Genomic DNA, 13,935 nt, shown 5'->3' with positions numbered 1-13,935 from the left:
AATAGGTAATCAGCCGCACGTATCGTTGACATTTGATAAGAATAAACAATACCGTGCGGGAAGGTGCCGCAGCTAGCGGTTGACAAACTTAAGAATTTTTAGTATATACCTAAACAATTACAATTTGTCAAAAATAAAATCATATTTTGTTTTTAATATCTGGGGCTTTGCCCCAGACCCCAGTTCTTTTATTGATATAAAAGAACCAAAAGAACTGCATTTTTAACCCAAATTTTGGGTATTACCATACATTTAATACATATCTTTAATATATAAAGTTCTAGTAATTTCGTTTTTGATAACTTTTTTGTGCGGTAAAAAAAGTTGATAATTCCATATAATGTGCATAAATTGACAAACTTAAAAATTTGCAGTATATACTATTATAAATTAATAGTCAATTAATATTATTAAATTAAAATGCTTGATTTATGAATTATAATATATTACTATTATAAAAAATAAAATGATTAAGAGTTATAGATGGATAATGATATAATATTAAAACTTGAAAATGTAAAAAAATACTTTAATCCTCATGCCAATATTATAGAAAGTTTAATGAAAAAGTCTAAAGAGATTAAAGCAGTTGATGATGTTAGCTTTGAACTTAAAAGAGGAAAGATACTTGGAATAATAGGGGAATCTGGAAGCGGCAAAACCACTATAGGCAAACTTATAATGAAATTAATTAATCCTACTTCTGGAAATATTATATTTGATAATGAAAACATTAATAACTTTAATAAAGAAGAAACGCATAAGTATAGAAGAAATGTTCAGATGATATTTCAAGACCCATATGCTTCTATGAATCCTAGATTTAAAATAAAAGATGTATTAAAAGAGCCTTTATATATTCATAATATTGAGGGTGATGAAAAAGTTTATGATGAGATGGTTATTAAGGCTTTAAGAGATGTAAAGATTAATCCTCCAGAGGAGTTTATGGAAAGATATCCTCATATGCTTTCTGGAGGTCAGCGTCAGAGAATAGCTACAGCAAGAGCTTTAATACTTAATCCGAAATTGGTTGTTGCTGATGAACCCGTATCTATGATAGACTTATCAACAAGAGCTGAGATTCTTTATATGATGAAAGAACTTCAGACAGAAAAGAATTTAAGCTACATATATATAACTCATGACCTATCAACAGCAAGATATTTTGCAGATATGGTAGCTGTAATGTATTTGGGCAGTATTGTTGAGATAGGAAGTGCTGATGAAATAATAGATAATCCTAAACACCCTTATACTAAGGCTTTGATAGCTGCAGTTCCAGATGCCTCTTCAGGAAGAGTTAATATAATAAAAGAGCTTCCTATTAAAGGAGAAATACCTAATGCTTCTGATATACCTTCAGGATGCAGATTCCATACAAGATGTATATATGCAAAAGATGAATGTAAAAATAATATTCCAGCATTAAAAAATATTTTAGAAAATCATAGTGCTGCGTGCCTGTTTGCTGAATAATTTTATACTAAATGAGAGTTATTTATGAAAAATATAATGCCGCCTGTATGGTTTGTTAATAATAGTTCCTATATTAAAATATTTTATAATTATTTTAATAAACTTTCAAATGATGATAAAGAAGAATATAAAAAACTTTTTGAAGAGCCTATAATATTTAAAGGTTTTTATGATAATAATTTAATAAATAGGGTAGGAGAGCAAAAATATTCTTTAGAAAAACTTAGGAAAGATTTTAATGCTGGAAAGAAAATTGATTTTTTATTTTTCTATGGGCATACCAATGATAAAAAAGAAGTTACTAAATCATCATTGAGTCAATGGTATATTAAAGATTTTAAAGATAATGATATAGTATTTAATTGTATGGAAAAATATATGATGTACAATAAGGCATTATTATTTGATGATAAAGATATTGCTAATGAAATTTTGAATAATAATCAGCCTAAAGCTATAAAAGAACTTGGAAGAAAAGTTAAAAATTTTGATGATGAAGTGTGGGATAAAATGAAATACCAAATAGTATTTACAGGCAATTATTATAAATTCTCACAAAACACTGAATTAAGAAATTTTTTATTAAGCACAAAAAACAAAGTATTAGCTGAAGCAAGTCCTTATGACAGAGTATGGGGAATAAAGATGAAGTATGATGATGATAATATAAAAAATCCTTTTTGCTGGAAAGGAGAAAATTTATTAGGCTTTGCTTTAATGCAAGTAAGAGATGAAATAAAAAGAGTATATAAAAATTATGATTTGATAGATTGGAGCAAATTTATAAATTATAAAGATATATAACTTATATTAATTATAATTTTTTATTATACTTTTTCTATTTCTTTTATACTCAAGCCTGTTAATTCGCTAATAAAATTTATATCCATATTTTTATTTTTTATATTACTATCCAAGATAATATTTTATTTTTCTTAATATCATCTTTATTTGAATTATTTAATATTTTTATAAATCTTGCTATTTCTATAATATACATCTAAATAATAGACACATCATTATTTTGAGTATCTATCAGCTTAAAACATCTATGAGCTTTACCTTCATCATAAAAATCCATGTTAAATTTACAAAATTAATACTTATAACCTGACTAATAATATCATAAGGTTCATTTTCATTAAGTTCGCTTACTATATTTTTTGATATGTAATAGTATATACCTAAACAACTATAGTTTGTCAAATTTTAATTATTTATAAATGTAATTATAATTTATTTATAATATAATATATTTTTATTAATCAACAAAATATGTTTTATATGTATAGTAAATTACTTGTTTGTATAATAATATGTAATCAGCCGCACGTATCGTTGACATTTGATAAGAATAAACAATACCGTGCGGGAAGGTGCAGCGGCTCGCTGTTGACAAACTTAAGAATTTTTAGTATATACCTAAATAAATACAATTTGTAAGAAGAAACATATTAAAAGTACTATTGCTTCACATTGATACTGCCATATGCACTCAGAGTTATAGCGTAGTATTACTGAGACCAAAAATAATTTTATGACTTTTCTAATCAGGAATTAACTTTAGAGAAAGCTAATCAAAAATTAAGGAAATATAATAATTTTTGGAAGTACATAAAGAATACACTCTTATTTAAATCATGATACACCGTTTGCTTACTTTAAGAAATTAAGTAATACTTAAATGCAATATCTTTGGTACTCCATGCAAGATTAAGGATTAAATTTAAAACTATCAAGTTTATATATAATTATATTCATTTCTCCAAGAATTTTACAAGAGTATTCTAAAGGATAATACCTTGTACTAAATACTAATTCTCCGTCATTAATAAATAATTCTAAAGATGAAGTATCTGCCATTATTCTGATATTTTTAAGTTCTTCTAAATAGGCACTCCTTTTATTTCTGCCTCCGCCTATTATTTTTCCAGTATTTCCTACAAACTCTAATATAAGCTTATTATCTTTATATTTTGCACATAGTCCCTCCGAAATGAGAATTTCAAAATTCTTTATGTTATTATCTATTTTTATATTATCAATTATAACTTCATAAGAATTAATATCATTAGAAATTAGATTATCTGATAATGTATTATTAGAATATTTATTTTCAAATATTTTTTTCTCTCTTAATTTTTCTAAATTTCTATGAGGTTTTTGATATAGTTTTCCGTTTTTAAAACTTAGTTCTCTTGGTATTGTAAGGCAGTGCTGCCAGCCGCAGTCAACTGTTAAATTTTTATGATCGTATTCTGTGTCTGGAACTCCCATCCAGCCTATGATAGTTCTGTTTCCATTTTCATCTAAAAATGTCTGAGGAGCATAAAAATCAAAACCTCTGTCTAGTACAGTAAAATTATTAACCTCAATAGATTCTTTATTTTTATAATCATCATTAATTAAAAAATATCCAGAAAGGTATATATTTTCGTATATGCTTTCAACTTGTTTTACACCCTGAGGACATGTTATTAAAATATCCTGACCGTCTAAATTAAACATGTCTGGACACTCCCACATATACCCAAAAATATCTTTTGTATGTATAGTGCTTGTATGTGTCCATTTTCTTTTATCTTTAGAAGAAAATATAAGTACTTCGCCTATATCATTATTTCTGTCGATGCCGTATTTCCTAGCACCCTGAACCATGTAATAAAAGTCATTTTCTTTCCATACTTTAGGATCCCTTATATGATTGGTTATATCTTTAGGATAGTCTTTCATTTCCATAAGACATTCTTTTTCAGAGAAGTTAATACCATCTTCAGAAACTGTGAGCATGGTATTTGCTTCTCTTCCGCTCTCTATATAGTCATGCCTGCCTAAAAGTTTTACATTTCCAGTATAATAAATATATAGTTTATCATCTTCTATGAATGCAGAACCTGAATACACTCCATGACAATCGTATTTTTCATCTGGATATATAGAAACTCCCACATATTTATAATTTATTAAATCTTTAGTTTGATAATGTCCCCAAAATTTTAATCCGCCTTCTGTTTCGAATGGAGAATATTGAAAAAATATATTGTATATTCCCTTGAAATATGATAATCCATTAGGATCATTAAGCCAGCCTACTGGAGGCATTATATGAAAATTTAGTCTCCATTTGTCATTATTATTTTTTTTTAAGTATTCATTTTCTTTTTGTATTATAGCTTCTTTAAAGATCTTACTGACTAGATTCATTATTGAATTCCTTTTTATGTTTTTTATTTTTTATCATTTTTAATAGATACTTAATATCATGCATATTTTTTCATATGCATGATATTAAGCAGAACAAATAATTTTTATTGGATTTATGTATAAATTATCTATATGTCAAATTTTACTCATCATCTTCCTGCATATACTCTTTAGGTACTCCAAAGAACCAAGTAATAGTGAAAGATAAAACTATTGTTAGTATTGCTGCAGAAATATATCCTATTAATTGTTTAGTATCATATATATAAAGTAATATACCAGGTATACCAGTAACACCATTAGCAGTACCTTGTAAATTTAATAGTCTTACAATCAAACCAGTAATACCAGAGGCAATAGCACCGCATACCATAGGTTTTATACCGTATCTTATATTAATACCAAATATTGCAGGCTCTGTAATACCAAGCCAAGCTGATAAAGTAGCACCGTAACCCATAGCTTTTACGCTTTTTCTTCTTGTTTTTAATGTAACAGCAAGACAAGCAGCACCAGCAGCTAGGTTAGCAACACTTAAAAGAGGATTAATAGGGTTTAATGATGTAGCAGCAAGAAGAGATATCTCTATTAAGTTCATTATATGGTGAACGCCAGTAACAACTATAAATATTATTCCAAATCCTATTATCAATCCTCCCAAACCAAAAGGAAGAGATAATGAGAAGTTTATAGCTATTAATATCCATTGTTCTACTGTATGAAATATAGGCCCTATTACAGCCAAAGATAATAATAACATTATAAGCAATGTTAAAAAAGGAGTAGCTAATATATCAATAATGTTTGGTATTATTTTTCTTAATTTTAATTCTAGTTTTGAACCTATCATACCTGCAATAAGTGCTGGCAGTATACTTCCCTGATATCCGACTATAGGTATAAATCCGAATAACATTATAGGTTTAACACCGCTGTCTGGATTTGCAACTAAATAAGCATTAGGCAAAGCAGGGGAGACAAGCATTAATCCGAGTAAGATACCTAAAATAGGAGATCCCCCGAATACTCTGAATGCAGACCAGCACACTAAAGCAGGCAAAAAAGCAAAAGTGGTTTCTGTTAATACACTCATAAAAGTCATAACAGAAACAGGTATATTAGAAACTTGCAGATTAAATAATCCTAAGAAACTGTCATTAATCAATGCACCTTTAAGACCCAAAAATAAACCAGTTGCTATCATAGCTGGCATTATAGGTACGAATACATCAGCAAATATACGTATAAATTTTCTGAATTTATTTTTATCATCAGATTTTTTTACATCTTTATCATCATCTTTCTGAGAACTGGCAGTAATACCTAATTTTACAACTTCATCATAAACTTTATTAACTACGCCAGTACCGAGTATTATTTGATATTGATCTGAATTAAAAAATACACCTTTAACACCGTCTATTTTTTGTACATCAGAATCTTTTATGCTTTCTCTGTCTTTTACTATAAGTCTTAATCTTGTAGCACAGCATTCTGCCGAAATAATATTTTCTCTTTTTACTACTTTTACTATTTCTTCAGCAGTTTTTTTATAATCTATAGCCATAATAAAAAACCCCGTTATTATGATTCATGTATGTTATCGGTTACATTAATTTTGATTTTAACATTATTTTAGTATTTGTCAAGCATAATAGTTAATAAATTTCAAAATTTGTATTTTAGTATAAAATGTATATAATATATTATATAATAGTATTAGAGGTGATAATAATGAAAAGCGGCAAGGGCTCAAATAAGAAAATTACAATGAAAGATATTGCAGAGTTAGCAGGAGTTACAAAAACTACTATATCACGCTATTTTAACGGAGGCTATATGAAAAAAGAAACCAAAGAAAAAATAGCTAAGATAATAAAAAAATATAATTATGAGCCTAATACTTTTGCAAGATTAAATGCAAAACAAAGCCGTATGATAGGTATTATAGTTCCTGCATTAGATTCTATAGTAGGTTCAAGGGTATTAACTGGGCTTGAGAGAACTTTTAGAGAAAAACATTATATGCCTATAATAATGAATACTAATCATGAGTCTGCTTTGGAACTCAAATACATAGAAAAGTTAAAAAGGCTTAATGTTGACGGTATAGTTTTAAGTGCTACGGAAATAACAGATGAGCATAGAAAATTATTAAAAAAACTTGATATACCAATAGTTATTTACGGTCAGGAGTATAGTGATGGTATTAGCATAGTCAATGATGATTATAATGCAGGAGTTGAAATAGGGGAGTACATAGGAAGAAAAAAACATAAAAATGTAGGATTTATTGCAGTAGATGAAAAAGATGTTGCTATTGGTGTTACAAGGAGAAACGGAGTTTTAGACGGTTTAAGCCATTATAATATAATGGATGTAAGTATAGCTATAGCCGATTTTTCATATGAAAGTGCTATGACGGCAACCGAAGAACTTTTAAAATATAAAAAATTAGATGCTATAATATGTTCTACAGATAGGCAGGCACATGGGGTATATAAAGTTATAAAAGAGAGAGGATTAAGAATGCCTGAAGATGTTTCTGTAATATCATTTGGCGGATATGAAATTGATGAGATTATAGAACCGAGGCTTTCTACAATAAAATTTGATTCTCTTAATGCTGGTATATGTGCGGCAAATACATTAATAGATTTGATTAATAAAGTAGAAGTAAGAAATGTTTTATATATTAACTATGAGTTTATAGAAGGGGAGAGTGTAAGATAAATTTTATCAAATATAAATATTTTTAATAAAATAAAAAAATAATTCATAAAATAATATAAATATAATGCAGCTACTAATAATTAATTAGTAATTGCATAAATAAAAAAATTATATCAATAAAATTAATTGTTTAAAGTATTTAGAAGAGTATCTATATCATTTCTATTAATAAGACCGCCGCTCATAGTTACTAATGAACGAAGAGGCGTTTCTAATATCATGCTTTCAAACATCTTTTTTGTGTCTGTTTTATCATCTTTAAACATATCATTAAGACCTGATAGTAGTTTATTATAAAAATCTTTTGCAATTTGTTCATGCATCAAGTCTAAAAGATTATTATTGATATTGTAAGGTTTTACTGCTTTTATATTAATTGGCTTTAATTTTCTTTCCATTAATTCTTCAAAGTCTTCATCTGAAATATTTATATCTTTAAAATTAAAATAGCTTGGTATTCTTTTTTGATAGTAGCTTTTGGCATTGATTTCTATATTTTTGTTTAATGGTAAATTTCTTGAAGAGTTACCTACTGATATTGTATAAATACCGCTTTCTATTTCATATTTTTTGGTTTCAGTATTATAGAATGAAAAACTTCTTTTATTTAGTTTTAATATTACAGTTTTTGTTTCATTAGGCTCTAAAAATACTTTTATAAAACCTTTTAATTCTCTTTTTGCTTTAAATATATTATTTTCTGGTGCAGATACATATAACTGAGCTACTTCGCATCCGAATACATCTCCAGTATTTTGAATATCAAATACCACATGTATATTATCCAAACCTGCAATTGTGTTGGCATCTGAAACTATTAAATTTGAAAATTTAAAAGTAGTATATGAAAGTCCATATCCAAATGGGAATAGAATTTCTTTTTCTGCTTTATCATAATATCTGTATCCTACAAAAATAGATTCCCTATATTCTACAGCTTTATTTCCACCAGGAAAGTATTTATAGCTAGGATTATCTTCCAAACTTAATGGAAAAGTTTCAGCCAATTTTCCGCTTGGATTGACAATTCCAAATATAATATTAAAAGCAGCACTTACAGCAGCTTCCCCTGCCAAATATAAATTAACTATTCCTTTTACTTTATCTACCCAAGGCATCAAAACAGGAGCACCTATAGAAAGAACTACAACTATATTTTTATTTACTTTTGAAATTTCTTCTATTAAATGATTATGATTTTCAGGAAGGTTAAGATGCTTTCTGTCAAATCCTTCAGATTCATATGAGTTTATAAGTCCGGCAAATATTATTACTAAATCTTTATCTTTTGATATATTTACAGCTTCTTCTATTAAGGTATTATCTATATCTGGAGAGTCAGAGTTATAACCTTTAGCATAGTTAAACTCTAAATTATTTTCTTTAAAATATTCTTCTGCAGTATCTATTTTGTATGCATTTATAAGAGAGCTTCCATTTCCTTGATATCTAGGTTTCTGAGCAAATTCTCCAATAACTGCTATTTTGCTTTCTTTTTTTGCAGGAAGTATTTTATCTTCATTTTTCAATAATACTATTGAGTTTTCTGCAATTTTTCTTGCAGTATTATGATTTTCTTCTTTATCGTATGTGAAATTATTATATATATTATCCATAGAATAAAGAGCAAAGTATAAAAGTCTTTCTATAGCTTGATCTAATATTTTTATATCTAATTTATTTTCATTTACAGCCTCATAAACTTTTTTATCATCATATCCGTTTGTAGAAGGCATTTGCAAATCAAGACCTGCCTTTAGAGCTTCTATTCTGTCATTAACAGCCCCCCAATCTGAAACAACAATGCCGTCAAATCCCCATTCATCTCTTAATATATCTGTTAATAAATATTTATTTTCAGAAGCAAATGTCCCATTAACGCTGTTGTATGAACACATAACAGTAGAAGGTTTTGATTCTTTCACAGCTATTTCAAAAGCATATAAATATATTTCTCTCAAAGCACGCTCATCAACGACACTGTCTATTACAAGTCTTAAAGTTTCCTGATTGTTGGCAGCAAAATGTTTTAAACTTGACTGTATGCCGTTATCTTCCAAACCGCTTATCCACCCTGACGCCATTTTTCCAGCGAGATATGGATCTTCAGAAAAATATTCAAAATTACGTCCGCAAAGAGGCGAGCGTTTTATATTTATACCAGGTCCTAATACTACAGATACATTATTAGTTTTAGCCTCTCTTGATATAGCCTCTCCCATTTCATACATTATATTTGGGTCAAAAGAGCATGCACTGCAGCAGGCAGTAGGAAAACATGTTGATGCTTCTGATTTCTGAAGGCTTAATTCATCAGCTTCTGTACTTTGCTTTCTTACTCCATGAGGACCGTCTGTAAGATATATTGAATCTATATGCAGTCTGTGTATAGGTTTTGTTGACCAAAAATCCTTACCGCTTAAAAGCGAAACCTTTTCTTCTAATGTCATTTCATTTATTATTTCTTTGATTTTTTGGGTGTATTTATTATTCATAATAAGACCTTAAAAATATATTGTATATCAAAAAGCTTTAATTTTGCCAATAAATATTTTTAGTTTTATAATATATAGCGTTAATAATGATTAGCAAAATATGATTGCTTTAATATACATTAACATGATAGTATAAATATTCTTGTAAATCAATAGGTATATTATTATAATAATCAATCAAATTTTCCATTAAATATTTTGTATCCGTTTTCTGTCCAATAAACTGCTTTGCATTTATTTTCTTTTAAAGCATTAATCAAATCTTTTTCCGTTTCAATTTTTTGAGGGAAATATGTTGCATATGCTCCAACTCTTTTACGAAAATGTGCATCGCTTGCCCCAAGTTCCTGCAGTCCTATTTTCTTTACTGCTTCAAATGCTGTTATATTTTCTTCGTTTATAGTGTTTCCATTTAAAACTTCAGCACCTGCTAAACCTTTAGTTGTAAAAAGTTTTTCTTCCAAACCTCTCCTGTTATTTCTAAAAGGATGGGCACTATAGCATATTCCGCCTTGTTTTTTTATATATTCTATATACTCATATGCAGGTATTCTTTCTTTTGGTATTTCTTTTACCCCAAATGTAATTAAGTCGCCGTCAAGAGAATAATATTCTACTCCTACAAAAATGGGATAGTTTATTTCTTTTGAATATTGATGAGCTTTATCCATTATACCAAGATCATCATGATCAGTTATGCATACTGCATCAAGTCCTTTTTCTTTAGCCTCTTTAACTATCTCTTCTAAAGAAAGCATACTGTCTGAAGAAAATGTTTTTTCATGTATATGAAGATCTATAAACATAATTATTCCGCCAAATATTTGTTTTTTATTTAATTATTTTTTAATGTATTTAAAAAGATAACATTTATAGCAAAATAGGTCAATGATAATTTTTATAATATTTAATATTAGACTTGTTTCAAAACTACTTGACAACATTAAATATAAAATTATTTAATGTTTAAAATTATAAATATGATGTTTTACATGTTGTATAAACTATCATTTTAGTATATGAATATGCAGTCTTTTTGCTTCTTTGGGTGACCACCGAGTAGGTGCCTAGACGGCAAAAGAAGTGGGGTTTGGCACGGCTGTGTGCTTCGCAGCAAAGCCCCAACTATAATTAAAAAATATTAAATTTAAAAACTATAAATATTAATAAATTGAGTTTTGAAACAAGTCTATTATTTCCATTTATCAATTTCATCTAATCTAGGTTTGTAAATAGTTTCATATAATGTTTTTGTGATATTATCATGTTCTTCTTTGCTTTTTAATTCTCTGCTTGTCATTATTTTCATTTTTATAGATGATATTTTATTATTTTCATCTAAGGAAGGCATATCATATTCATAGTCTGCTAATATAAACCCAAATCTTTTATACCACTCTATACGTTTTTTGGCTATTTCATTCAATTCATAAGGTTCTACTTCTATGACTATTAATTTATCTTTAAGCATATCAAGTATTTTTGTTAAAACTTCAGATCCGTATTTTTTTCCTCTTAGTTTTTTATCTATAGCTAAATATTCTCCAAAATTAAAATTATCCAAATTCCAAATAACAGTAAGCCCAATAGGCATATCATCATCTAATACAGCATATAGTTTATAATTGTTATTATCTTTATTTTCTAAAATCATATCGAAAGACCATCTTTCTTCTTTAGGAAAAGCATCATTATATAACTTTTTATAAAAATCTATATTTTCTAAATTATATTTCATTTCTATTAATTTAATCATAATAATCTCCCAATATAATATTTAGTCCGATTATATACTATTTTTTGAATTAAGTAAATATTGTTTTCATAAAAAATTATTTAATACTATACATCATAATCAGCTTATATATTTAATTGACTTTAAGAATGAATATTGTATCATATATATAACATTTTTTATAAGGATATAATGATGATTTTTGATTATAAAGGCATAACCAATAAAAATAAAGATTTAATATTTGTAGCAGGTCCATGCGTTATAGAAAGCGAAGAGATGACTATGACTATAGCAAAAAAATTAAAAGAGATAAAAGATAAATTAAATATACAATTAGTATTAAAGGGAAGTTTTGATAAAGCAAATAGAACTTCTTTATCATCTTTCAGAGGGCTTGGAATGAAAGACGGGCTTCAAATACTTCAAAATGCAGGAAAAGAATTTAACCTTCCAACTATAACTGATATACATGTACCTACAGATGCCGAAGAAGCTGCCAAATATGTAGATTTTTTGCAGATTCCAGCTTTTTTATGCAGACAAACAGATATGCTTAGAGCAGCATGCGAAACTAAAAAGGCTGTTAATGTTAAAAAAGGTCAGTTTATAAGCGGTTATGACTGCAAATATATAGCGGATAAATGTTCTGATGCTATCGATGAAAAAAGACTTTTTTTATGTGAAAGGGGTACTATGTTCGGATATGGTAATCTTATAGTAGATATGAAAAACTTAGAGATAATGAAAAATTATGCCCCTGTTATGTATGATGCCACACATTCTTTACAAATGCCTTCTGCTAATAACGGACAGTCTGGAGGGGCTAGAGAGTTTATACCTGCACTTTTAAAAGCTGCCGTTGCTTTAGGAGTGGATGCTGTGTTTATGGAAGTACATCCTAATCCTGATAAAAGTCCTTCTGATTCTGGAACTATATTTGATTTGAGTAAAGTTGAAGAGTTATTGTTTCAAAACTACTTTACAAGATTAAGTATAAAATTATTTAATTTTAAAATTATAAACATAATGTTTTACATGTTGTATATTTTATCATTTTAATATGTAAATATGCAGTCTTTTTGCTTCTTTGTGTCAACAAAAGAAGTGGGGGTGTGGGGGCTAGTCCCCACAATCATAAATAAATTTAGTTTTGAAACAAGTCTAATATATCTCTATTTTTATTATTCTGTATTAATTAGGAGTAAAAATAAAATGAAAAAGATAGTTATTATACTTGCTTCAAGGCTTGGTTCTACAAGACTTCCAAAAAAAGCATTGAAACCTATGGCCGGCTGCGATAGTATGCTTGAGCTCATTATAAAGAGATTAAGAAGTTCACAAAGAGCTAATGATGTGATTGTAGCTACAGAAGAAAAATCTTATGATAGTTTTAAAAATATATTTGATAAACTAAAATGCAGTTATTTTGTAGGAAGCGAAGAAGATGTTTTAAACAGATATACAAAAGCAGCAGAAAAGTTTAATGCCGATATAGTTGTGCGTGCTACAGGCGATAATCCTTTAGTGAGCATAAAGGCATTGGATATGATTGTTGATTATCATATTGATAAAAATGCAGATTTAAGTCATTATGATTTACTTCCATATGGCAGCGGAGTTGAAGTTATTAATTATGAAGCATTAAAATATGCTGATGATAATTCTAAAGACATTTTCGAACATGAACATATTACACAGTACCATTACAGACATTCTGATAAGTTTAAAATAGAAAATCCAAAAGTAATTGAAAGTTTCGCTATGCCTGAGTTAAGAACTACAGTTGATACAATAGAAGATTATAATAATGTATGCAATATTTTTAATAAATATAATAATGATATATATATAGATGTTGATGTTATTATAAGCGATATAAGAAATGAAAGAAAGTAATAATTATTGGTATGTTTATATAATACTTTGCGATGATAACTGTTATTATACAGGCATTACAAATAATCTTATTAATAGATTTACAAAACATAAAAATGGTAAAGGTGCTAATTATACAAGAAGTCATAAACCTTTAAAATTTTTGTCGGCTTGGGAAGTTGATAGTGTAAATACAGCTTTAAGTATTGAGCATTATATAAAAAGTGTAAATAAAAAAATTAAAGTTTTATTTGCAGAAAATAACAGGCTTCTTAAACAGTATTATGTTAGGGATATAAAAAATAAAGGGAAAAGGGATTGTAATAGTATAAGTGTTAGAAGTGTGAGTAAAAAAAAATTAAATAGTATAAATACTTTACTTAATAATTAATATTATTTAATATAGATAAT

General features: G+C 27.6%; 11 protein-coding genes and 1 pseudogene. 6 read left to right on the top strand and 6 right to left on the bottom strand.

What is annotated here, in order from left to right:
* The first annotated feature begins 483 nt into the window (after positions 1-483).
* Together Q1X91_RS13210 and Q1X91_RS13205 are read left to right on the top strand one after the other, a co-directional pair.
* Positions 484-1,479 (top strand): ABC transporter ATP-binding protein, encoded by a 996-nt coding sequence (locus tag Q1X91_RS13210; RefSeq protein ID WP_300758456.1) that lies wholly within the window; start codon positions 484-486, stop codon positions 1,477-1,479.
* 24 nt (positions 1,480-1,503) lie between these two features.
* Positions 1,504-2,283, top strand: coding sequence for an NADAR family protein (locus Q1X91_RS13205; RefSeq protein WP_300758454.1), 780 nt, complete (start codon positions 1,504-1,506; stop codon positions 2,281-2,283).
* Positions 2,284-2,389: 106 nt separating this feature from the next.
* Here the strand turns inward: Q1X91_RS13205 and Q1X91_RS13200 are convergent.
* From Q1X91_RS13200 to Q1X91_RS13190, 3 genes and pseudogenes are all read right to left on the bottom strand, one after another.
* Positions 2,390-2,661, bottom strand: a pseudogene (locus Q1X91_RS13200) (PD-(D/E)XK nuclease family transposase); the annotation flags it as partial.
* Positions 2,662-3,192: 531 nt separating this feature from the next.
* Positions 3,193-4,683, bottom strand: a complete 1,491-nt coding sequence (locus Q1X91_RS13195) for a glycoside hydrolase family 32 protein (protein ID WP_300758452.1) — start codon at positions 4,681-4,683, stop codon at positions 3,193-3,195.
* 142 nt (positions 4,684-4,825) lie between these two features.
* Complete coding sequence (locus tag Q1X91_RS13190) at positions 4,826-6,250, bottom strand: PTS transporter subunit EIIC (protein ID WP_300758450.1); 1,425 nt, start codon at positions 6,248-6,250, stop codon at positions 4,826-4,828.
* 167 nt (positions 6,251-6,417) lie between these two features.
* Between Q1X91_RS13190 and Q1X91_RS13185 the strand changes: the two genes are divergently transcribed.
* Positions 6,418-7,416: a LacI family DNA-binding transcriptional regulator gene (locus tag Q1X91_RS13185; RefSeq protein WP_300758447.1), complete on the top strand. Its 999-nt coding sequence runs from the start codon at positions 6,418-6,420 to the stop codon at positions 7,414-7,416.
* 122 nt (positions 7,417-7,538) lie between these two features.
* Here the strand turns inward: Q1X91_RS13185 and Q1X91_RS13180 are convergent, their stop codons facing one another.
* The 3 genes from Q1X91_RS13180 to Q1X91_RS13170 form a co-directional block, all read right to left on the bottom strand.
* Positions 7,539-9,911: a glycoside hydrolase family 3 C-terminal domain-containing protein gene (locus tag Q1X91_RS13180; RefSeq protein WP_300758445.1), complete on the bottom strand. Its 2,373-nt coding sequence runs from the start codon at positions 9,909-9,911 to the stop codon at positions 7,539-7,541.
* Positions 9,912-10,084: 173 nt separating this feature from the next.
* Entirely contained in the window at positions 10,085-10,717 is a 633-nt protein-coding gene (locus tag Q1X91_RS13175) for a PHP domain-containing protein (RefSeq protein WP_300758443.1), read from the bottom strand.
* A 386-nt stretch (positions 10,718-11,103) separates the two neighbouring features.
* The gene (locus Q1X91_RS13170; RefSeq protein ID WP_300758440.1) at positions 11,104-11,667 is read right to left on the bottom strand and encodes a GNAT family N-acetyltransferase; all 564 of its coding nucleotides are present in this window, start codon (positions 11,665-11,667) and stop codon (positions 11,104-11,106) included.
* Positions 11,668-11,841: 174 nt separating this feature from the next.
* Here Q1X91_RS13170 and kdsA point away from each other — a divergent pair, with 174 nt between their 5' ends.
* The 3 genes from kdsA to Q1X91_RS13155 all read left to right on the top strand — a co-directional run bounded on the left by kdsA (position 11,842) and on the right by Q1X91_RS13155 (position 13,915).
* Positions 11,842-12,708, top strand: coding sequence for a 3-deoxy-8-phosphooctulonate synthase (gene kdsA / locus Q1X91_RS13165; RefSeq protein WP_300758437.1), 867 nt, complete (start codon positions 11,842-11,844; stop codon positions 12,706-12,708).
* A 153-nt stretch (positions 12,709-12,861) separates the two neighbouring features.
* The gene (locus Q1X91_RS13160) at positions 12,862-13,545 is read left to right on the top strand and encodes a spore coat protein (RefSeq protein WP_300758434.1); all 684 of its coding nucleotides are present in this window, start codon (positions 12,862-12,864) and stop codon (positions 13,543-13,545) included.
* Entirely contained in the window at positions 13,532-13,915 is a 384-nt protein-coding gene (locus tag Q1X91_RS13155; protein ID WP_300758431.1) for a GIY-YIG nuclease family protein, read from the top strand. Before Q1X91_RS13160 ends, Q1X91_RS13155 begins: the two co-directional genes overlap by 14 nt.
* The last annotated feature ends 20 nt before the right edge of the window (positions 13,916-13,935 follow it).

The organism is uncultured Brachyspira sp., from assembly GCF_949287625.1.
Taxonomy (GTDB): domain Bacteria; phylum Spirochaetota; class Brachyspiria; order Brachyspirales; family Brachyspiraceae; genus Brachyspira.
This window is presented reverse-complemented; position numbering and strand designations above follow the sequence as displayed.

Bases quoted from the DNA above. Each gene is read 5' to 3' on its own strand.
- Q1X91_RS13210 (WP_300758456.1), top strand. From the start codon at position 484: ATGGATAATGATATAATATTAAAACTTGAAAATGTAAAAAAATACTTT.
- Q1X91_RS13205 (WP_300758454.1), top strand. From the start codon at position 1,504: ATGAAAAATATAATGCCGCCTGTATGGTTTGTTAATAATAGTTCCTAT.
- Q1X91_RS13195 (WP_300758452.1), bottom strand. From the start codon at position 4,683: ATGAATCTAGTCAGTAAGATCTTTAAAGAAGCTATAATACAAAAAGAA.
- Q1X91_RS13190 (WP_300758450.1), bottom strand. From the start codon at position 6,250: ATGGCTATAGATTATAAAAAAACTGCTGAAGAAATAGTAAAAGTAGTA.
- Q1X91_RS13185 (WP_300758447.1), top strand. From the start codon at position 6,418: ATGAAAAGCGGCAAGGGCTCAAATAAGAAAATTACAATGAAAGATATT.
- Q1X91_RS13180 (WP_300758445.1), bottom strand. From the start codon at position 9,911: ATGAATAATAAATACACCCAAAAAATCAAAGAAATAATAAATGAAATG.
- Q1X91_RS13175 (WP_300758443.1), bottom strand. From the start codon at position 10,717: ATGTTTATAGATCTTCATATACATGAAAAAACATTTTCTTCAGACAGT.
- Q1X91_RS13170 (WP_300758440.1), bottom strand. From the start codon at position 11,667: ATGATTAAATTAATAGAAATGAAATATAATTTAGAAAATATAGATTTT.
- kdsA (WP_300758437.1), top strand. From the start codon at position 11,842: ATGATTTTTGATTATAAAGGCATAACCAATAAAAATAAAGATTTAATA.
- Q1X91_RS13160 (WP_300758434.1), top strand. From the start codon at position 12,862: ATGAAAAAGATAGTTATTATACTTGCTTCAAGGCTTGGTTCTACAAGA.
- Q1X91_RS13155 (WP_300758431.1), top strand. From the start codon at position 13,532: ATGAAAGAAAGTAATAATTATTGGTATGTTTATATAATACTTTGCGAT.